Below are 20,003 nucleotides of genomic sequence, written 5' to 3' on the forward strand. Positions count from 1 at the left end.
GATAGAGTAGTTTACCATATTCTTGCACCCAACGGTAAATCGTCGTATGAGAAACGTTAATGCCACGATCATATAAGATTTCTTGAACTTCACGATAGCTAAGGTTATAACGAAGATAGTAGCCCACGGCTACAATAATCACATCCTGCTGAAATTGCTTTCCTTTAAAAGGATTCATCGTCATTCCTCCTGCTATCTTTTTCTATTATTCTACCTTATTTGATAGTAGATTTAAAACTGTGCAACAGAACCCTCACAATGTATGGTTCGATCCAAATTCCTGAAATCAACTGGATTCAACCTTTATATATTGGGATCACCAACCAAAATTTATTCTATGGTGGGGTGGTCATGTTTCCAAAAAGAAGTTTAGCGACAGATAATCTAGTAGTACTTGGTCATCATTTAGGTTTAGAATTCTTATTATTTGGACAGTTAGTGACTAAAGCTCAAGTTGGACAAGAAATCAAGGTCATGTATCTCGATGAAGAACGAACATATAAAATAAGCGAAACAGTGCTGATTGATGAGCGTGATCTTGATGTACTTGCACCAAGCCATGAACCGATGCTAACCATTTTTACTTGCCCAACCCCTGTGTTAACTAGTCAACGCTATTTGATTCGAGCTTATCCGATTGCAAAAGAAAAAGCAGTAACGACTACTGCATACGAAATGCAAAGAAAAGAAGTACGGATATATCAGCATAAACAAACAGAAAATCTAAAAATAATATATATAGTTATTTTAATCGTAATAATTTGTATATTTTTATTAAACAGAACGTTATTTAAATATTATCTAAAATAAAGGTATATGAATATCCATACACCTTTATTTTTATTTTAATAATATTCGTTATAGAGTAATATAAAAATGTAATCTATTTTATTTTGTTATTTTATACAAAGGAGAAAGAATATGGGAAGTGAATTGCTACAACTTTATGATCCAGAGATCGAAAGAATCATTTCTATTTTAAATGCACTAGAGCACGTGGAACAAGAGATGTCCTTAAGAGAATTAACACATCAATTAGATATGGGTGAAAAAACACTTCTACGCTATAGCGAAAGAATCGCTTTTTTTATTAAACAAAGTAAAGTAGCATCGATTCACTTTAGACTAGATGATCATTTCATCAAATGGGAAATAGAAGACATTAATGAGTATCGATTTTTACGTAATTTTATTGTACAACAATGCGCAGTCGTCCAGTTAGGGGTACGTTTGATCTTAGGAAAACGTGTGAATCGGATTCAATTCATGGATGAGTTTTATCTTTCAGAGTCGACATTAAAACGACGACTCAGTACGATGCGAAAGTTATTAGCTTCTTATGCATTGACGATCAAAACATCGCAAGGAGAGTTAGAATTAGTCGGTGAAGAAGCGATTATCAGACGCTTGGCACGTGATTCATTAATGAATTTATACGAGTCTTCTCCATGGCCATTTGAGTTAGTAGATGAACAACAAGTCGATCAATTTATCGAAGAAACATTTGAATTAGCAGAGTTTAAATATAAAACAGTAAGAGAGTCAGAAGTGATCCAAACAATCAAATACGATATTGCTATCCAAATGACTCGTGTTAAATTAGGTTATAAGATTAAATTATCTTCTATATTAGCACAAAACTTGGAGTTAATAGAAGAGATTGTTCAAAAGCAACTGATACCAACCTATCATTTTCGTTTATCCAATACTGAACACGCATATTTGGTATTTCAAATTTTAGCCAAGGATTTTTTTTATATGCGTAAAAAAGGAGAACAAGTCTTACAATTGATGAGGAAGTTACCTTTACCTTTGAATCAATTTTTACAGACTGCTATTACTTATTTTTCCAATCAAATCGTTCCAATCGCACGATCTGATTATAAAGAACTTTATCCCTTTTTTATCACGATTCATTTAAATGATTGGCTTTTTCCAAATTGGATCAATTCGATTCATTATCGGGAATTGGATATTCGAGTACCTAGACTAATGTCACAATTAGCGAATTATTTAAAAAAACTAGAACAAACGTATCCACAACATATCATTGGACCAATCGAAGTTTTACAAAGAAATTATGGGAAACTAGTCGCTTATTTAACCAGTTTGTCTTTTAGGGAACGCAAAATCAACGTAGGATTTTACGGAGCACGGACGATTTTAGAAATTCGAACCGCGGAAAATATCGTACGAGAATCTTTTTCTTATCTCTATAATATTTCGTTTGACTATGATGCACCAGATATTATGATCCATCTAAATCAATATGAACATCGTGTTTCTAAACAAGCACATGAGAAACTGATTCGCTGTTTTGTTACATCAGCATTTTTAGTAGAAGATATGTCGACGATCCGTCAGGCGTTGTTTGATTTTTTCAATAAAAAATAAGATATCAACACCTTACAGACTTGTTCGAAAAAACTTCTTTTAATCCCATGGAAAATATGCAAATAATGAGTATGATAGGGATAGAAAAAGAAGGAGTGGCGTATGATGCAAACAATTATCCAATTACAACATGCTGAGAATATTCGTGATATGGGTGGTTATCAAACCAAGACAGGAAACGTGACACGTCTAAAAAAATTGGTTCGCTCGGCTGATTTGAGTCAATTGTCAAAAGAGGACCAAGAATTACTTTATACGTATGGTGTGCGTAAGATCATCGACTTTCGTTCAAAAGAAGAACGCGAACAAAATCCAGATGCCACACCTTGTGGCGTTTTAAATTACTTTTTGCCAGTTTTTGATACGTCTGCTTCGCCACAAGCTCTAATGGAACAATTAAAAACTGGGAAAACGGCTGATGAGATCATGATTGAATTATATCGTGGATTTGTTACAAATGAGCAAGCGCACACAACGTATCGTATGTATATCGATATGCTATTAAAAAATGATGCTCCAGATCAAAGCATTTTATTTCATTGTACGGCTGGAAAAGATCGTACAGGATTTGCTGCGGCGTTATTTTTACTTTTGATGGATGTCGATTATGACACGATCGTAGCGGATTACTTGAAAACAAACACGTATCTAACAAAAAGTGTAGCACAAATGCACGAACAAGTGAGTGGATTGAATTTACCACAAATGATCCTAGATGAATTACCCGTCTTTTTTATGGCCAAAAAGGAATACTTAGATGCTAGTTTTGATCAAATGATGACAAACTATAGAAGTACTGAGAACTTTTTGACCCAAGCTTTACAACTTACACCTAATGAAAAACGCCATCTTCAAGCAATTTATCTTACTTAAAGATATTTGGTCAATAGAGAAGATAGTATCTCAAAATTTAGGTTTAGAATAAACAAAATGAGATAGATGATTTTTGAAAGCGTTGACTTTTACTGTATTATTCGTTATAGTAAAAGAGTAGAAATGATGGATAGTGATTGTTTAGATACAAGCTAAACCTGATTTTTTAGATAACCTAGGGAGTGGATTTTTTCAGGTCTCTTTGTGTCTAAAAAATTAGGTTTTTTGTTATCTAAGGAGCTTATTCATCGGCCCACTCAAATTGATAGGGGCAAATTATTAGGAAGCTGTATACAGTTTCTTCAATCAAAATGTAGAGGAGATCGAGTTCATGGGATTTAGAGAAGACTTTTTATGGGGCGGCGCAACTGCAGCCAATCAATGTGAAGGTGGCTATAATGAAGGCGGACGTGGTCTAGCCAACGTTGATCTAGCACCAGTTGGAAAAGACCGTTTCCCAGTTATTACAGGAGAAATGAAAATGTTTGATTTTGACGATGAACATTTTTATCCAGCAAAAGAAGCAATCGATATGTATCATCATTACAAAGAAGATATTGCTTTATTTGGGGAAATGGGGTTCAAAACCTATCGTTTGTCGATTGCTTGGAGTCGAATCTTTTCATTAGGTGATGAAACAGAGCCAAACGAAGATGGTCTACAATTCTATGAAGATTTATTTAAAGAATGTCACAAACATGGGATCGAACCGCTAGTAACGATCACACACTTTGACTGTCCAATGCACTTAGTTGAAAAATACGGAGCTTGGCGTAGTCGTGAGATGGTTGGCTTTTATGAAAACTTATGCCGTGCGATTTTTACACGCTATAAAGGCTTGGTAAAATACTGGTTGACGTTCAATGAGATCAATATGATCTTACATGCACCATTTATGGGGGCTGGTCTTTATTTTGAAGAAGGCGAAGATCCAGAAGCAGTAAAATACCGTGCAGCACATCACGAATTATTAGCAAGTGCAGTAGCAACTAAAATTGCACATGAAGTCGATCCTGAAAATCAAGTTGGTTGTATGTTAGCAGCAGGTACAAACTATGCGTATACATGTAAACCTGAAGATGTATGGGCAGCACGTAAAGCAGATCGTGAGAATTTCTTCTTTATCGATGTCCAATCGCGCGGAGAATATCCAGCTTATGCATTAAAAGAACTAGAACGTAAAGGAATTGAATTACCGATTGAAGACGGTGATTTGGAGTTATTAAAAGAACATACAGTTGATTTTATTTCATTCTCTTATTATTCTTCACGTGTACAATCTACTGATCCAAAAATCAATGAACAAACAGCAGGAAATATCTTTGCCTCTGTTAAAAATCCTTACTTAGAAGCTAGTGAATGGGGTTGGCAGATTGACCCGTTAGGCTTACGTGTGACGATGAATGATCTATATGATCGTTACCAAAAACCATTATTTATTGTAGAAAATGGTTTAGGAGCTGTCGATACACCTGATGAAAACGGAAATGTCATTGATGATTACCGTATCGAGTATCTAGCAGCACATATCCAAGCGATGAAGGATGCAGTAGAATTAGATGGTGTCGATCTTTTAGGGTACACGACTTGGGGCTGTATCGATTTAGTAAGTGCTGGAACGGGTGAAATGAAAAAACGTTATGGCTTTATCTATGTCGATCGTGATAATGAAGGAAATGGAACCTTAAAACGTTCGAAGAAAAAATCATTTGATTGGTATAAACAAGTGATTGCAACGAACGGTGAAGATTTAAGTAATAACTAATAATCAATGAAGATAGATTCACAAGATTATGTTGTGGATCTATCTTTTTGTATCTAATTCAGTAGGTTTCAGGTACACTATCATTATAGTAATAAAAACTAAAATCAAGTTTAGTCAAGGAGGTTCTTTATTGTGGAGGAATTATTTGCATTACAAAATGGATCAGATATTAGAGGGATCGCAATTGAGACAAAAGAACATCAAGCCAATTTAACACCAGCAGCTGTTGAAGCGATTGCGTATGGAGTTGTTTCTTGGTTAAATGAACACAAAAAAATATCACAGCCTTTAAAAATCGGTGTTGGTCGCGATAGTCGCTTGAGCGGACCGAATTTAGTGACAGCATTTATTAAAGCCCTAGTGCTACAAGGTGTTGAAGTAGTTGATTTTGCAATGGCTACGACACCAGCTATGTTTATGGCGACTCAATTTAAAGAATTTGATTGTGATGCAGGAATCATGTTTACTGCAAGCCATTTACCTTACTATTTCAATGGAATCAAAATTTTTAGTCGTGATGGTGGAGCAGAAAAAAGTGATATTCGCTTTATTTTAGAACACACTAAAGTCCAAGGTATATCGCAACAGGGTACGGTTCAACAAGCCGATATTTTAACGCCATATGCAAATGATCTAGTAGAAAAAATCAAACAAGGAATGAATGCTACAACCAATCAACCACTATCTGGTTGGCATATTTTAGTCGATGCGGGTAACGGCGCGGGAGGCTTTTTTGCAAAAAAAGTACTAGAAGTTTTAGGTGCAGATACTACGGGTTCACAATTTTTAGAACCTGATGGCGCTTTTCCAAATCATATCCCAAACCCCGATAATAAAGAAGCCATGGCTAGTATCAAAGAAGCTGTTTTGACCCATCATGCTGATCTAGGTGTGATTTTTGATACAGATGTCGATCGTTCAGCCGTTGTAACGAAATCGGGAGCTGTGATGAATCGTAATAACTTGATTGCTGTTTTAAGCCAAATTATTTTAGGCGAATATCCAGGTACAAGTATCGTGACGAATTCACCAACCTCAAATCATCTAAAAACCTTTATCGAATCACTAGGTGGTAAACAAGTTCGTTATATTTCAGGATACCGCAACGTCATCAACAAAGCAGTCGCTTTAAATCAACAAGGTATCGATTGTCAACTAGCGATCGAAACAAGTGGTCATGCAGCCTTTAAAGAAAATTATTTCTTAGATGATGGTGCCTATGTAATCGCCAAGATTTTAATGTTGCTACCAACATTAGTCAAACAACAAAAAAGTTTAGACGACTTAATGGCAGATTTAAAACAACCTGCAGAAACAAAAGAGATCCGCTTTTTAATCACAGAAGAAGCGAGAGTAAACGGTCAAAAAGTTATTGATTCTTTTCAGTCATTTACTGAACTTGGCTTTACTTTAGATCCAGAAAATGAAGAAGGAATCCGTATGAAAATCAGTGCACCGTACGGATCAGGTTGGTTCTTGCTTCGTTTGAGTTTGCATGAACCGTTACTTGTATTGCAGATGGAAAACGATGAAAAGGGGCATTTGAAAACGATCGCCGCGCTTATTGCAAAGCAAATTGCTCAATTTCCAATGATTGATCAAACGAATATGACGACTTTTTTGGCGGAATAGCCAAAATGGTCTAGACAATACTTGCGTTTTTTTGGGGAATATGATAAATTTGGTATATACCAAAAAGAGAGGTGCAATGAAATGAAACTTATTCAAGTAAACAATGCAGTAGAAGGTGGCAAAAAAGCTTTTGAATTGGTGCAAAATGCAATGGATAACGGCTTACAAACAATGGGACTAGCAACTGGGAGTACTCCTGAAACGTTATATCAAGAAATGGTTGCCAGTGATTTAGACTTTTCGGCACTTACTTCCGTTAATTTAGATGAATATGTTGGACTTTCAGCGACTGATTCTCAAAGTTACCACATGTACATGCATGAACATTTATTTGCAAAAAAACCATTTAAAGAAAGCTATATCCCAAATGGGAAAGCAGAAGATTTAAATCAAGAATGCCAAAGATATGAAGAGATTTTAACGAATCATCCAGTCGATTTACAGATTTTAGGAATCGGACGTAATGGACATATCGGATTTAATGAACCAGACACACCTTTTGATACGCCAACGCATGTGGTCGAATTAACTGAATCGACAATAAAAGCAAATCAACGTTATTTCGATAAAATTGAAGACGTACCGACTAGAGCGATTTCGATGGGAATTCAATCGATTATGCAAAGTAAGGCGATCGTGTTGCTTGCATTTGGTAAAAGCAAAGCACAAGCGATCAAAGGGATGATTGAAGGACCAATCACTGAAGATTTACCTGCGAGCGTGCTACAAAAACATCCAAATGTGACGATTATTGCCGATGAAGACGCAACTTGTGAATTAAATCGATAATTTGAGTAAAGAAGGAGAGCATCTCCTTCTTTTTTTTGTTACAATAATGAAGAATACCAATTGTAACTGTAGATTGGCAGAAAGTTTTGAGGATTAAAGGAGGATGTTATCATGGCAAAAATTATGATTGTAGAAGATGAAAAAGTAATTCGCGAATTGATCAGCGAAGAACTTGAAAAATGGCAATTTGAAACATGCGGTACGACTGATTTTCAAAAAGTATTTGATGATTTTCAAACAGAGCAACCACAACTTGTGTTATTAGATATCAATTTACCTGTTTTTGATGGCTATTATTGGTGTCAAAAAATCCGTGAAATCTCAAAAGTTCCAATTATTTTTATTTCAAGTCGAAATACCAATATGGATATGATTATGGCAATGAACATGGGGGCCGACGATTTTGTAACGAAGCCGTTTGATTTGGACGTCTTAGTCGCAAAGATCAATGCATTATTACGTCGCTCATATAATTATGTAGAAGCGAATCAAGAAACGCTTTTACACAATGAATTAGTATTAAACGTTGACAATAGTAGTGTGGAGATCAAAGGAGAACTTGTCGATTTAAGTAAAAACGAATATCGTCTCTTATATATTTTAATGAAAAATCATGGTAAGATTTTAAGCCGTGAAAAATTACTGCGTGCTTTGTGGGATGATGAACGATTTGTGGATGACAATACACTGACAGTCAATATCAATCGCTTGCGTCGCAAAATCGAACAAGCAGGTGTTTATGGTTATATCGAAACAAAAGTTGGCCAAGGCTATATTGTGCCGTGAGGATAGATGATGACGATACGCAATTATATCAAAGACCAATGGTTGACTTATCTAGGATGGCTGATTTTTTTTCTATTAACGATCTTTGTCATGTGGCTAACGCCAAATTATCCTTTTGAGTGGAGTATAGTTGGTTATTTGTTTGTCATCGAATTATTAGGATTGATTGGCATTCATACAATCAATTACGTATTGAAACGCAGTTGGTGGCGTAAATTAGCAGTCTCAGAAGACTATAGCGTATTACAAAATTATTTATCTGGAGCGCGGAATTCGATTGAAAAATTGCAACAAAACTATGTGAATCAAGCGATCCAAGAGCACCAAGAAATGATGCATGAAGTGATCTCTGCTCAAGAAGAGCAAAAAGAGTACATCGATTCTTGGGTCCATGAGATCAAATTGCCCCTAGCGGCTAGTCAATTACTACTGCGCTCGATCGAGTTTGATATTCCAGATGAAAAATATATCGCTTTAGAAAATGAGTTAACTCGCATGAATGATTATGTAGAACAAGTCCTCTATGTGGCACGTTTAGAAAGTTTTACGAAAGATTATTTGATCCAAGAAAGCTCGTTAAAGGAAATCATACAACCAGTAGTACGTAGTCAAGCAAATTACTTTATTGAAAAAAATATTCGTTTTTCGATTTTTGGTGAAGATGAAGTCGTATTGACAGATCCCAAATGGGTCGCCTTCATATACCGCCAAATTTTAGCGAACGCAATCAAATATACAGATGAATCCGGAAGTGTCATGACGCGCATTGAAAAGCAGGAAAAAGGAGTCTGTTTACATATTGTGGATACTGGAATCGGCATTCCTCCAGAAGATCTAAAACGAATTTTCGATAAAGGATTTACTGGATCAAACGGTCGTAATGCACAAGTGCATTCTACAGGACTAGGTCTTTATCTAGCTAAAAATCTGGCGCAAAAATTAGGAATCGATTTGACGGTGTCATCTGTTTGGAAAGAAGGGACGACGGTGTCTTTATTCTTTCCAAAATTAAGTTATTATAACGAATATGAAGAGTAGGAGAGTAAAATGAATACGAACTGGACAACTAAAGATCGACTAGGACTGCTTGTCATTCCTGTCGAGTTATTGATTTCAGTCCTAATTTTTAATGCAACGAATAGTTTTTTTCCAGCGATCCTGTTATTGCTTGCTAAATTAATTAGTTGAAAAAGATATGACAAATGTCTGTTGCACTCTTAAAAAATGGATCAATGATACTTCAAAAGTAGGTCCTAAGAAAATAAGCCGAATCATTACCGAAATAGGGGAACCTATTATCGGAATGATTCGACTTATTTTTTTTGTTACAGTTTCTTTTTTATTGATTGCGTTGTTGAGTTAAATCGAGTAATTTATCTTTTAAGTCATTTTCCATCGTATGGAGTTCAAGTTCCGCACTGCGACGTTTTTCTTTTCCTTCTTGTTGGATACGTAAAGTTTCTTGGATCGTTTCGATCAAATCATTTTGTGTTTTTTGGAGCGTTTCAATATCTACAATGCCCCGTTCATTTTCTTTAGCTGTTTCGATTGCGGAAATTTTAAGTAACTCGGAATTTTTCTTCAACAAGTCATTTGTCGTTTCAGATACTTGGCGTTGTGCAGTGACTGCGTCTTTTTGACGAAGTAGAGTCAATGCGATTACGACCTGGTTTTTCCAAAGCGGGATTGCTGTGGAAACGGAAGCTTGGATTTTTTCAGCCAGTGCTTGGTTCGTATTTTGGATCAGGCGGATCTGTGGCGCTTGTTGGATCGTGATTTGACGTGCTAGTTTTAGGTCATGGGTACGTTTGTCCAGGCGATCTAAAAACTGAGTATAGTCATTGACGATCTGTGCATCCATTTGATCACCAGTTTGACGGGCTTTTTCGGTTGCTTCAGGGATGATTGTTTTTTGTAACTCATCCATTTTCAATTCTCCAGCCGCGATATAAATGTTTAATGCATCAAAATAATCTTTATTTTTTTGATACAATTCTTCCAACATTTGATTGTCTTTTAATAAACCATCTTTTTCTTGTGTGAGTTTGACCGCGACCTTATCGATCTGTGCTCCGATTTTTTGATATTTAGCGGTTACTTCATAGATAGATTGTTTTACTTTGCCAAACATTCGTTGGAAGATATTGCCTTCTCCAGCACGTAATTCATCTGGATTGGCCTCTTGTAAACGATACATCAACTCACTCAAGGAATCACCGATCGGCCCAATATCAGAAGTTTGAACATGATCAAGCATCGATTGTGAAAATTGGCTCAGTTTTGTTTGCGCACTCGCACCATAAGTAATGACTGCTTGTTGGTTCGTCACGTCGATTTTTTCAGCTAAATCGCGCGCTTGTTTTTGCCGCTCTTCAGGTAATTTATCGATCAACTTTGGTGCTGTTGTTGTAGCTGAAGCAACTGGATTAGCAGTAGGGGCCTGTTCGATTGGAAAATCAAAAGGATCTGCTAAAAGATCATCTAGAGCGTCTGTTGTTGTCGGTTTTATTTGTTCATCCATTTCCATTCCTCCTCATAGGGTATCGTACGAAAAAATCTAGCAGACTGCGCTAGATTTTTTTATTTCATGTTTACTTTTGTTGTTGGATACTTTGTTTAGCTAAAGATAATTCAACATCGATTTCGTCAAAATCTTCAGCAACGAAATTTTGATAATCTTTGGCAATCAAAGCAGCCATTTGGTCAATCACTAGAATGCTTTCTTCCATTTTAACATAAGTTTCTTTTGATTTGATTTCATGGATATTGATTTCGAGATATTTATCGGTCAATTCAACTAAGTTAGGCAAATGGGTGTATAAAAAATGATTGGCTAAATGCAGTCTTTTTGGGTGTTTCACTAAATCTTTAAATAAAGCTTTTGAAGCTCTAACAGTGTCATAACGCAGATCGATCGATTTTAATTTAGCATTTTGATTGATATTTTTTTGTAAACGATCGATCAATTCTTTCGTTTGACTCATCGTTTCTCTAAAGAGTGTGATCTCACTTTGAGACATCCCGCTTTCTTTGTAGTGCTGTTCTTTCTCTTTTGAAATGTGCTGAATCGTTTTCGCTTTCTTTTTGGGGGATCTTCTGGCGAAAAGACGGATCCCTAAAAAGATTAGGCCAACTAGTACAGCGATTGCGATCATATCATCTAATCCTAGTCCTAACCATAGAAATAATACGAAGAGCACGACACCTATGATTGTCCATTTTTTTTTATTCATATTCTTTCCTCCTGAAAAAGCGATGACTGTCTTATCGATACCATTATTTTAGCATGTTACTATCTGAAAAAGTATCGGTCTTTCGATGGATTTACATAATTTAGCAAAATCCTAATTTTTTTGTGGTACACTTTGAGTACGAAACTTGAAAATGAGAAAGGAGAACTTATGACACCCTCAAATTTTGAAGAAAAAACGACAAAACGCACCGAAATCTTTAAAGGAAACATCATTGATGTCTATGTAGATGACGTGACACTACCAGATGGTCGTCATGCTACAAGAGAACTTGTATTACATCATGGTGCTGTGGCTGTATTGGCTGTGACAAATGAACAAAAAATCGTACTGGTCCGTCAATTTCGCAAGCCATTAGAGCGTGATACTTTAGAAATCCCAGCTGGAAAAATCGATCCAGGTGAAGAAAATGATCCAATACATACTGCAAAGCGCGAGCTAGAAGAAGAAACGGACTATCAAGCAAACGAATGGAAGGAAATCGTGGGGATGTACTCTACACCAGGATTTTCAGATGAATTTTTAACGATCTATGAAGCTAAGCATTTAACAAAAGCCGCTCGACCATTAGCTCAAGATGAAGATGAATTTTTACAATGCGAGGAATTGACGCTAAGTGAAGTCAAAGATGCCATCGCATCGGGCTTGATTTGTGATGCCAAAACGTTGTATGCTGTGACGTATTGGGAATTGCAATTAACGAAAGGTGGAACAGAAGTTTCATGAGTAAACGTCCTTTAGTGACGCGCTCAGAGTTGCGACGTCAACAAAAACAAGCGCGCAGTAAACAACAAGAAAAAATGCGCGTAAAAAAAAGTGAAAAGCTTCAAACGACGCAACCTGTTCGTCAAATGAAAAAAAAATCGGACGAGTCAAAAGCTGGACATTTTTATCGAAAGCCTTATCCAAAAAAAACAGAAAAAAGTACCTCGCGTACACAGGTCAATCAGCGATCACGTGAGATGAACACGTTTTTAATGAAAGCGATCGGGATCGTGGCTGTACTACTGGTTTTAGTGATATTGGCGATTATTTATTTATAAGTTGGAGGTACCTATGAAGATCGGAATTATTGGCGCAATGGCGCAAGAAGTAGCGATTTTACAAACTGCTTTAACGAACAAAACAACTTGGGAACAAGCTGGAGCAACATTTTATCAAGGAATGATCAATGACCAAGAAGTGATCGTAGTACAGTCGGGGATTGGGAAAGTCTTGGCCTCAATCACGACAAGTTTATTGATTCAAAAATATGAAGTAGACGTGGTCATCAATACAGGATCTGCTGGTGGAATCGGACAAGGACTAGCAGTAGGCGACGTTGTATTATCGGATCGTTTGGCTTATCATGATGTGGACGTTACGGGTTTTGGCTATGAATATGGTCAATTGCCAGCAGGGATGCCACTTTATTATGAAGCAGATAAAAACTTGATCCATAAATTTGAACAAGCTGCTAAACAAGCAGACCTACAAACCAAGACTGGTTTGATCGTCACTGGTGACACGTTTGTCAATAGTTCAGAGAAAGTCCAAACAATTTTGGGTCACTTCCCTGAAGCGTTGGCTTGTGAGATGGAAGGTGCAGCGATTGCACAAACCGCCCATCAATTTGATGTCCCGTTTATCATCATCCGTGCGATGAGCGATACTGCAGAAGAAGAAGCGACTCAAAGTTTCGACGAGTTTATTATCGAAGCAGGTCTCCGTTCAGCTGAAATGGTTCTAGCTTATATCCGTAATTAAAAAATGGGGGTGCGACAGATTTCTGTCACATCCCCATTTTTTATTACCAAATACGTACACGATCTTCAGGTGCACGATACATTGGATCAGTTGGTTGAACGTCAAATACGTCGTAAAAATCATCTAAATTTTGCACTTGGATATTGGCACGTAATTTTGCTGGACCGTGAACATCAACTTTTAAGAGTAATTGTTGATAGGCTAACGTCGCTTTTGTACGCCAGATCTTAGCCCAGTTGACGAAGAAGTCTTCTAGATCAACATCTGATTCGCGTTTAGCTGCTTCTAGGGCACAACTTAAACCACCGGCATCTGCAATGTTTTCAGAGACTGTTAACGTACCATTGACTTTGCCTTCTGCAAAATCGAGTCCATCAAATTCAGCGATCATTTGATTGGCTAAAGCTTTAAACTGTGCTAAATCTTCTGTTGTCCACCAGTTACTTAGATTTCCATTTTCGTCGAATTTAGCTCCGTTATTGTCAAATGCATGTGAGATTTCATGAGCAATCACTGCCCCGATACCACCGTAATTTGCACTACTTGATTGAGAGAGACTATAAAATGGTGCTTGTAAAATCGCAGCAGGAAAGACAATGATATTCATTAGTCCACTATAATACGCATTGACTGTGGCTGCGGACATACCCCATTCGGTGCGATCGACAGGTTCTGAGTACTTTTCAAAATGTGCTAGCGTACGAATGCGAGCGAGTGCTAAAACATTCTCAAAAAATTCGCCACCGTCAGCTTTAGCTATCACATGAAGTGAATCGTAAATTTTTGGTAGTTTTTCCGGATACCCTACATGGACACCGATGTGATCTAATTTTTTGATTGCTAATGTGCGTGTATCATTGCTCAACCAAGTGTTTTGTTCTAAGCGTTTTTTATACACATCGATCATTGTCACCACCATATGTTCAACATCTGCTTTGGCTTCTGGCCCAAAATACGTTTTGGCATAGTACTCTCCAACAGCAGCTGAGAATTGTGAAAATACAGTTTGGTAGGCTGCTTTTTCAAACGTTTTGGCTTCTTTTATCCCGGATAAGAAACGTTGGTAGCGCCCTCCAAGTACACGAATGTCATTACTTAAGTATTCCGTATAGCGTAATGCTGTCATGACATACATCCAGCTTCGAAGTAAAGGCAAGTGATCAGTTTCGGTAAAAGCTGAAAAGTGTTCAAAATACATGGGTTCAGTCACAATCACTGTCTCGACAGTTTCTGCAACTAGTTTTTCGATCAACGTTTTAAGATCAAAACGATCGGTATAAGCTACGACTTGATCCATTGATCGTGGATTGTACATCAAGCTATAATCCGCACGTTCTTCTGCACTTTTTACATAGTCGACAAGAGCCTTATCGTAAGCCATAGCCTGTTCAACTAATGCTTCTGATTGCGCACGTGTATGGCCTAATTCTTGCATCAATGTGACACTCATATCAAAGAACTCTTGCAACATCGCTGTCGTTTGCTCATTTTCTTCAGCATAATACGTTTTATCTGGTAAGATCAATGAAGCTGGGGACAGATAGAGTGCATGCTGTTGAGTGTTTTTCATATCTGCCATCACGTCTAGATCAAAAGGCAGTGCGAAATTTTTTAGACTAAGTTCATACAATACATCGTTCAGTGCTTCAAAAGAATCGATTGTTTTTAGGATACTTAAGTGCTCGGCTAAAGGTTTTGCTGCTAGAACATTTCGTCTATCTTGATCCATTGCAAGTTCGTAGTAATCGATCGCTGTCTTCAAATAAGTGTTGGGAATGGTCTCAGGTTGTGCTGCCCAAGTTTCAAATTGAGTCATCAATTGTGTTTCGATTGACGTGACTAAATCTTGAAAACCACCAGTCGAAGGTTTATCTTCAGGAATTTTTGCAGTTTCAAGCCATTCACCATTTACATAATCATAAAAATCCTCTTGTGCCCGTCTTGTCATAGTAGTTCCTCCTTTAATGTACCTTTATTATGATATACTCTTATTGTTTAAACAAGTAAAGGGTCGATTGATCGCTTGATTTTAACTATTAAACAAGTAAAGGAGCTAGAAAATGACAACTTGGTATGGAATCGATGCATCGCGCTTTTATCAATATCGCAACTGGACGAATACTAAAGGGAATTTATGTGGAAGCTATGCAGCTGCAGTATTAATTGCTTATTATCAAGATTATCGTACAGAAATCACATTGCCTGCTTATTTACGCCAGCCGTTTGCTGACGGTGAAAATTTAGTGGCCTATTTACGACTGTTCATCCAACCATTAGGTTACTCCACGATCGCATGTCAAGTCAGTTTAGGAATCTCTCGTTTTTGTCAATATCATCAACAAAAAATCTGGGCACGCTCGACACCGATCGGCGGAATCACACGAGCAATCAAGCGGATCGATCAACATAAGCCAGTAATCGTTGGGCTGAATCGTTTTTTAGGTAGTACGTATGGCAATCATTGGGTCGTAGCATACGCTTATCGAATCGACGAAAATGGTACGTACATTTTTAGAGTTCATGATAATTGGGGAGCCTATCAAAAAGAAGTCCCAGCGAACTGGATATTGGGTACGGTTTCTTTTCCTTAAGTTTAAAAAAGCGTAAGAGAGCTTAGAAAAAGCATCAAAAATGTGATAGAATAGAAGAAATTATGTATATCGGAGGAAACTATGAACGAGAATCATTCGGAAGAAGCGTTAAAAATTTTTAGTTTAGATGGGAATGTGCCGTTAGCTCAAAAAATCGCCGACGTTTTTGGCTGTCAATTAGGGAAAAGTGCGATCAAGACGTTTAGTGATGGAGAAATTGCCATCAATATCGAAGAAAGTGTGCGTGGGATCGATACATACTTGATCCAATCAACAAATACGCCAGTCAATGACTATTACATGGCACTACTGATTATGATCGATGCGATGAAACGAGCGAGCGCAAAAACGATCAACGTGATCTTGCCTTATTACGCTTACGCTAGACAAGATCGTACATCTAGACCACACGAACCGATCACCGCTAAATTGATTGCGAATTTACTGGTCGAAGCCGGTGCAACACGTGTATTGACGTTAGATTTACATACCGTTCAAGTACAAGGATTCTTTGATATTCCAGTCGATAACTTATTTACAACTCCACTTTTTGCACGTTATTATTTGGATCGCAATATGCAAGGCGATGAGTATGTTGTCGTTTCTCCTAAAAACAGTGGTGTACAACGTTCACGTGGTTTAGCTGAATATTTGGGAACAACGTTAGCGATCGTGGATCAAGATGATGATGCCCAAGATGATGGCTATGTGATTGGGGATGTAGAAGGAAAAACGTGTATCATGGTCGACGATATTTTAAATACAGGGCATACATTTGCTAAAGCCGCGCGTTTATTAAAAGAAGCCGGTGCAAAAGAAGTGCATGCGTGTGCATCACATGCTTTGTTTAATGGAGATGCTAAAGAGGTCCTAGAACAAGCGCCGATCGAAGATATTTGTGTAACGGATTCTTGTCTAACTGATGAGGACAAACATCCGAAACAAGCGACTTATATTAGCTGTTCGGAATTGATTGGTGAAGCAATGAAACGTATCCACGAAAACACGCCGATGAGTCCGTTGTTTCGTCTAGAAAAATAAGCAAAATAGTAAAAGTCTTGAGCATTTTTTGATCAAGTGCTTTTACTATTTTTTTTGATAAGGTTTGTTATAATGAAAAAGATTAATAAGAGAAGGTGAAACAATGACATATTTTGATCATGCGGCAACGACTCCGATGCATCCAAAAGTCATCGAAGTGATGACGAACCAAATGAAAACAACTTTTGGGAATCCGTCTAGTATCCATCAGTACGGAAGACAAGCACATGAACAACTAGAAGAAGCCCGTCAAGTGATTGCTTCAAGTATTAACGCAGCTCCTAATGATATCGTCTTTACTAGTGGGGGAACAGAAGGAGATAATACTGCGATCTTACAAACCGCTTTTGCGAGACAGTCAAAAGGGAAGCATATTATTACTACACAAGTCGAGCATCCTGCAGTGTTAGAGACGATGCGTTTTTTAGAAACGCAAGGATTTGACGTTACGTATTTACACGTTAATGAAAAAGGTGAATTATTTAGTCATCAAGTGAAAGACGCATTACGAGAAGATACGATCTTAGTTTCGATCATGTCTGCAAATAATGAAATCGGTACGATCTATCCAATCAAAGAAATCGGGACATTATTAAAAGGACATCAAGCGTATTTTCATACCGATGCTGTTCAAGCTTATGGAAAATATGTTATTGATGTAGCTGATTTGGGTGTGGATCTATTGTCGATCTCTGCACATAAAATCAACGGTCCAAAAGGTGTTGGCTTTTTATATCAACGCGTGAATTTACCTACACGTTTTTATGGTGGCGAACAAGAGAATAAACGACGTGCAGGTACAGAGAATTTGATTAGTATTTTAGGAATGGCTGAGGCAGTACGTTTGGTCATGGAACATGATTTAGATGAACAAGCACGTACGTATGCGGCTTTTTCTTTAAGCATGATGCAACAACTTGAACACGCAAACGTGACGTATCAGATGAATGGCTCAGATACGCGCTTGAGTCACGTCTTGAATCTTTCCTTTCCTGGTGTGGCCAATGATTTATTACTGATGCATTTAGATTTAGCTGGTTTTGCGATTTCGACAGGATCGGCTTGCACAGCAGGAACCGTCCACCCTTCACACGTTTTAGAAGCGATGTATGGCAAAGATCATCCTCTGATTGCTTCTTCTATCCGTATCAGTTTTGGCTTGGAGAACACGCAAAGCGAAGTGGATCGTTTCACTAAGGTCTTGATCCAAGCAATCAATCGTTTGAAAAAATAACAAACTCTCCATCAATGACTAGCCAAGATGCTCGATTATCTTTATAATATAAGAAAAATAGATGAGGTGGATGAGATGGCGTTCTCAAAAGAAGCAGCGATTTTAGGTTCAACTGTAAGTTATCGTTTAGCACCAACAGCTAAACGATATACACTACGTGACAATGGATTTACAGAAACAAAAAGTGGAAACTTTCAATTGATTCGCCCTTTGCAAGCAACACCTGCGAGTAAAGAAGGCTTTCAATTAAAGATCACGGTCGATAAAGAAGTTCAATCGTTTAAAATGTCGGTCACGACAGCCAATGGATTAAAAGCGGTCAATTTATTTAAAGATCCAAACCATGAAATGTTACGTGAGAAGTATTTCTTTTTAATGGATGGTTTCATTGATCGAGGATTGTTTGAAAAAGTTACAAAATAAAAGGAGCTGTCTCGTTGATGAGGCGAGCTCTTTTTATTTTCTTAGAAATTTTTCAATATCGTCGTGATTTCATGAAATTTCCGTTAAACTCATGTATAATGACAACGACTGAAAAGTTGCGACCTTCAAATCGTAAAATTCAGCAATTTGAATGAAATGATGGTGACTCTATGAAAGACAACAGCAACACACGTGTAGTTGTAGGAATGAGCGGCGGTGTCGATTCTTCTGTGACTGCGCTATTATTGAAAGAACAAGGATATGATGTGATCGGGATCTTTATGAAGAACTGGGACGATACAGATGAAAATGGCGTCTGTACCGCAACAGAAGACTATAAAGATGTAGCGAAAGTAGCCGCTCAAATCGGAATCCCGTATTATTCAGTAAATTTCGAAAAAGAATATTGGGATCGTGTATTTGAATATTTCTTAGCTGAATATCGAGCAGGTAGAACTCCAAATCCTGATGTAATGTGTAATAAAGAAATCAAATTCAAAGCATTTTTAGATTATGCACTGGACTTAGGCGCAGATTTTGTTGCAACAGGACATTATGCACAAGTGACACGTGATGAAAATGGTGTGACGCATATGCTTCGTGGTGTAGACAATAACAAAGATCAAACCTATTTCTTAAGCCAACTTTCGCAAGCGCAATTAGCGAAAACAATGTTCCCATTAGGTGGTATGGAGAAAAAAGAAGTACGTGAAATCGCTGAACGTGCTGGTTTAGCTACTGCAAAGAAAAAAGACTCTACAGGTGTTTGTTTTATTGGGGAAAAGAATTTTAAACAATTTTTAAGCAACTATTTGCCAGCTAAAAAAGGCAATATGGTAACGCTAGATGGTGAAATCAAAGGTCAACACGATGGTTTGATGTACTATACGATCGGTCAACGTCAAGGACTTGGAATCGGCGGTGGCGGTAAGACACAAGAACCTTGGTTTGTTGTCGGTAAAGACCTAACGACGAATACCTTATACGTTGGACAAGGTTTCCATCATGAAGCTTTGTATGCAGATCGTTTAGAAGCAAGCGAGATCCATTTTACAACAGACGAAACTAAACCAACAACATTTCGTTGTACGGCTAAATTTAGATACCGTCAACAAGATGTTCCGGTAACGGTCTATTTAAAAGAAGACGGTAAAGCTGAAGTCGTCTTTGATGAGCCAGTACGAGCAATCACTCCTGGACAAGCAGTCGTATTTTACGACGGTATGGAATGTTTGGGTGGCGGTTTGATCGATCAAGCCTATCAAGAACAAAAACAATTACAATATATTTAAAAGTAGAGGCTGTGACAGACTTTTGTCACAGCTCCTTTTTTGCGAACGATTTTGTAAGGTTGTTCGCAATTTAATCGAGATATGCTATATTTAAAAGAAAATTAAACACCAAAGTTACTAATTTACTGTTAAATAAAGGCGAATGAAGGCAAGTTCACAAGCGCGCTTCTTGAAAGTTCATTTAAA

At 37.4% G+C, this 20,003-nt stretch carries 20 protein-coding genes and 1 pseudogene; 17 read left to right on the forward strand and 4 right to left on the reverse strand.

The features are described from left to right. A pseudogene (locus ACWOEC_RS08065) lies at positions 1 to 178 on the reverse strand (IS6 family transposase); the annotation flags it as partial. A gap of 80 nt (positions 179 to 258) precedes the next feature. Between ACWOEC_RS08065 and ACWOEC_RS08070 the strand changes: the two are divergent. The 9 genes from ACWOEC_RS08070 to ACWOEC_RS08110 all read left to right on the forward strand — a co-directional run bounded on the left by ACWOEC_RS08070 (position 259) and on the right by ACWOEC_RS08110 (position 9,427). Then, positions 259 to 810, forward strand: a complete 552-nt coding sequence (locus ACWOEC_RS08070; protein ID WP_455307254.1) for a class A sortase — start codon at positions 259 to 261, stop codon at positions 808 to 810. Between the two features lie 111 nt (positions 811 to 921). Continuing rightward, positions 922 to 2,394 carry a helix-turn-helix domain-containing protein gene (locus tag ACWOEC_RS08075; protein WP_455307256.1) on the forward strand — a complete coding sequence of 491 codons (1,473 nt, stop codon included), beginning with the start codon at positions 922 to 924 and terminating at the stop codon, positions 2,392 to 2,394. A gap of 105 nt (positions 2,395 to 2,499) precedes the next feature. Next, positions 2,500 to 3,267 carry a tyrosine-protein phosphatase gene (locus ACWOEC_RS08080; RefSeq protein ID WP_455307258.1) on the forward strand — a complete coding sequence of 256 codons (768 nt, stop codon included), beginning with the start codon at positions 2,500 to 2,502 and terminating at the stop codon, positions 3,265 to 3,267. 331 nt (positions 3,268 to 3,598) lie between these two features. Continuing rightward, complete coding sequence (locus tag ACWOEC_RS08085) at positions 3,599 to 5,032, forward strand: 6-phospho-beta-glucosidase (RefSeq protein ID WP_455307260.1); 1,434 nt, start codon at positions 3,599 to 3,601, stop codon at positions 5,030 to 5,032. A gap of 132 nt (positions 5,033 to 5,164) precedes the next feature. Next, entirely contained in the window at positions 5,165 to 6,664 is a 1,500-nt protein-coding gene (locus ACWOEC_RS08090; protein WP_455307262.1) for a phosphomannomutase/phosphoglucomutase, read from the forward strand. Positions 6,665 to 6,745: 81 nt separating this feature from the next. After that, positions 6,746 to 7,453 carry a glucosamine-6-phosphate deaminase gene (nagB, locus tag ACWOEC_RS08095; protein ID WP_455307264.1) on the forward strand — a complete coding sequence of 236 codons (708 nt, stop codon included), beginning with the start codon at positions 6,746 to 6,748 and terminating at the stop codon, positions 7,451 to 7,453. Positions 7,454 to 7,564: 111 nt separating this feature from the next. Further along, entirely contained in the window at positions 7,565 to 8,239 is a 675-nt protein-coding gene (gene sapR, locus ACWOEC_RS08100; RefSeq protein WP_455307266.1) for a two-component system response regulator SapR, read from the forward strand. Positions 8,240 to 8,248: 9 nt separating this feature from the next. Further along, positions 8,249 to 9,277, forward strand: a complete 1,029-nt coding sequence (gene sapS, locus ACWOEC_RS08105) for a two-component system sensor histidine kinase SapS (RefSeq protein ID WP_455307268.1) — start codon at positions 8,249 to 8,251, stop codon at positions 9,275 to 9,277. Between the two features lie 9 nt (positions 9,278 to 9,286). Beyond that, positions 9,287 to 9,427 carry a hypothetical protein gene (locus ACWOEC_RS08110; protein ID WP_455307270.1) on the forward strand — a complete coding sequence of 47 codons (141 nt, stop codon included), beginning with the start codon at positions 9,287 to 9,289 and terminating at the stop codon, positions 9,425 to 9,427. A gap of 151 nt (positions 9,428 to 9,578) precedes the next feature. On the opposite strand, the gene ACWOEC_RS08115 is transcribed toward ACWOEC_RS08110, so the two are convergent. Further along, positions 9,579 to 10,760, reverse strand: a complete 1,182-nt coding sequence (locus ACWOEC_RS08115; protein ID WP_455307271.1) for a toxic anion resistance protein — start codon at positions 10,758 to 10,760, stop codon at positions 9,579 to 9,581. 70 nt (positions 10,761 to 10,830) lie between these two features. Beyond that, positions 10,831 to 11,472, reverse strand: a complete 642-nt coding sequence (locus tag ACWOEC_RS08120) for a 5-bromo-4-chloroindolyl phosphate hydrolysis family protein (protein WP_455307273.1) — start codon at positions 11,470 to 11,472, stop codon at positions 10,831 to 10,833. 168 nt (positions 11,473 to 11,640) lie between these two features. Between ACWOEC_RS08120 and ACWOEC_RS08125 the strand changes: the two genes are divergently transcribed. From ACWOEC_RS08125 to ACWOEC_RS08135, 3 genes are read left to right on the forward strand one after another with little or no spacing between them, the layout of a single operon-like run. Then, entirely contained in the window at positions 11,641 to 12,216 is a 576-nt protein-coding gene (locus ACWOEC_RS08125; RefSeq protein WP_455307275.1) for an NUDIX hydrolase, read from the forward strand. Next, on the forward strand, positions 12,213 to 12,533 hold the full coding sequence (macP, locus tag ACWOEC_RS08130) for a cell wall synthase accessory phosphoprotein MacP (protein WP_455307277.1): 321 nt from the start codon (positions 12,213 to 12,215) through the stop codon (positions 12,531 to 12,533). Before ACWOEC_RS08125 ends, macP begins: the two co-directional genes overlap by 4 nt. A gap of 13 nt (positions 12,534 to 12,546) precedes the next feature. Further along, complete coding sequence (locus tag ACWOEC_RS08135) at positions 12,547 to 13,236, forward strand: 5'-methylthioadenosine/adenosylhomocysteine nucleosidase (protein WP_455307279.1); 690 nt, start codon at positions 12,547 to 12,549, stop codon at positions 13,234 to 13,236. A gap of 43 nt (positions 13,237 to 13,279) precedes the next feature. Here ACWOEC_RS08135 and ACWOEC_RS08140 read toward each other — a convergent pair whose 3' ends face one another. After that, entirely contained in the window at positions 13,280 to 15,184 is a 1,905-nt protein-coding gene (locus tag ACWOEC_RS08140; protein ID WP_455307281.1) for a M13 family metallopeptidase, read from the reverse strand. Positions 15,185 to 15,296: 112 nt separating this feature from the next. Between ACWOEC_RS08140 and ACWOEC_RS08145 the strand changes: the two genes are divergently transcribed. The 5 genes from ACWOEC_RS08145 (at position 15,297) to mnmA (ending at position 19,817) form a co-directional block, all read left to right on the forward strand. Then, positions 15,297 to 15,827: a hypothetical protein gene (locus ACWOEC_RS08145; RefSeq protein WP_455307283.1), complete on the forward strand. Its 531-nt coding sequence runs from the start codon at positions 15,297 to 15,299 to the stop codon at positions 15,825 to 15,827. An 81-nt stretch (positions 15,828 to 15,908) separates the two neighbouring features. Further along, on the forward strand, positions 15,909 to 16,868 hold the full coding sequence (locus ACWOEC_RS08150) for a ribose-phosphate diphosphokinase (protein WP_455307285.1): 960 nt from the start codon (positions 15,909 to 15,911) through the stop codon (positions 16,866 to 16,868). 103 nt (positions 16,869 to 16,971) lie between these two features. Further along, positions 16,972 to 18,102, forward strand: a complete 1,131-nt coding sequence (locus ACWOEC_RS08155) for a cysteine desulfurase family protein (RefSeq protein WP_455307287.1) — start codon at positions 16,972 to 16,974, stop codon at positions 18,100 to 18,102. 75 nt (positions 18,103 to 18,177) lie between these two features. After that, complete coding sequence (locus ACWOEC_RS08160; RefSeq protein ID WP_455307289.1) at positions 18,178 to 18,525, forward strand: DUF1831 domain-containing protein; 348 nt, start codon at positions 18,178 to 18,180, stop codon at positions 18,523 to 18,525. A 170-nt stretch (positions 18,526 to 18,695) separates the two neighbouring features. Beyond that, the gene (gene mnmA, locus ACWOEC_RS08165) at positions 18,696 to 19,817 is read left to right on the forward strand and encodes a tRNA 2-thiouridine(34) synthase MnmA (RefSeq protein WP_455307291.1); all 1,122 of its coding nucleotides are present in this window, start codon (positions 18,696 to 18,698) and stop codon (positions 19,815 to 19,817) included. The last annotated feature ends 186 nt before the right edge of the window (positions 19,818 to 20,003 follow it).

The sequence above is a fragment of the Enterococcus bulliens genome, from assembly GCF_053761865.1.

What these genes read in the sequence shown, in the direction of transcription:
- ACWOEC_RS08070 (WP_455307254.1), top strand. Translation starts at nt 259, where the DNA reads ATGTATGGTTCGATCCAAATTCCTGAAATCAACTGGATTCAACCTTTA.
- ACWOEC_RS08075 (WP_455307256.1), top strand. Translation starts at nt 922, where the DNA reads ATGGGAAGTGAATTGCTACAACTTTATGATCCAGAGATCGAAAGAATC.
- ACWOEC_RS08080 (WP_455307258.1), top strand. Translation starts at nt 2,500, where the DNA reads ATGCAAACAATTATCCAATTACAACATGCTGAGAATATTCGTGATATG.
- ACWOEC_RS08085 (WP_455307260.1), top strand. Translation starts at nt 3,599, where the DNA reads ATGGGATTTAGAGAAGACTTTTTATGGGGCGGCGCAACTGCAGCCAAT.
- nagB (WP_455307264.1), top strand. Translation starts at nt 6,746, where the DNA reads ATGAAACTTATTCAAGTAAACAATGCAGTAGAAGGTGGCAAAAAAGCT.
- sapR (WP_455307266.1), top strand. Translation starts at nt 7,565, where the DNA reads ATGGCAAAAATTATGATTGTAGAAGATGAAAAAGTAATTCGCGAATTG.
- sapS (WP_455307268.1), top strand. Translation starts at nt 8,249, where the DNA reads ATGACGATACGCAATTATATCAAAGACCAATGGTTGACTTATCTAGGA.
- ACWOEC_RS08110 (WP_455307270.1), top strand. Translation starts at nt 9,287, where the DNA reads ATGAATACGAACTGGACAACTAAAGATCGACTAGGACTGCTTGTCATT.
- ACWOEC_RS08115 (WP_455307271.1), bottom strand. Translation starts at nt 10,760, where the DNA reads ATGGATGAACAAATAAAACCGACAACAACAGACGCTCTAGATGATCTT.
- ACWOEC_RS08120 (WP_455307273.1), bottom strand. Translation starts at nt 11,472, where the DNA reads ATGAATAAAAAAAAATGGACAATCATAGGTGTCGTGCTCTTCGTATTA.
- ACWOEC_RS08125 (WP_455307275.1), top strand. Translation starts at nt 11,641, where the DNA reads ATGACACCCTCAAATTTTGAAGAAAAAACGACAAAACGCACCGAAATC.
- macP (WP_455307277.1), top strand. Translation starts at nt 12,213, where the DNA reads ATGAGTAAACGTCCTTTAGTGACGCGCTCAGAGTTGCGACGTCAACAA.
- ACWOEC_RS08135 (WP_455307279.1), top strand. Translation starts at nt 12,547, where the DNA reads ATGAAGATCGGAATTATTGGCGCAATGGCGCAAGAAGTAGCGATTTTA.
- ACWOEC_RS08140 (WP_455307281.1), bottom strand. Translation starts at nt 15,184, where the DNA reads ATGACAAGACGGGCACAAGAGGATTTTTATGATTATGTAAATGGTGAA.
- ACWOEC_RS08145 (WP_455307283.1), top strand. Translation starts at nt 15,297, where the DNA reads ATGACAACTTGGTATGGAATCGATGCATCGCGCTTTTATCAATATCGC.
- ACWOEC_RS08150 (WP_455307285.1), top strand. Translation starts at nt 15,909, where the DNA reads ATGAACGAGAATCATTCGGAAGAAGCGTTAAAAATTTTTAGTTTAGAT.
- ACWOEC_RS08155 (WP_455307287.1), top strand. Translation starts at nt 16,972, where the DNA reads ATGACATATTTTGATCATGCGGCAACGACTCCGATGCATCCAAAAGTC.
- ACWOEC_RS08160 (WP_455307289.1), top strand. Translation starts at nt 18,178, where the DNA reads ATGGCGTTCTCAAAAGAAGCAGCGATTTTAGGTTCAACTGTAAGTTAT.
- mnmA (WP_455307291.1), top strand. Translation starts at nt 18,696, where the DNA reads ATGAAAGACAACAGCAACACACGTGTAGTTGTAGGAATGAGCGGCGGT.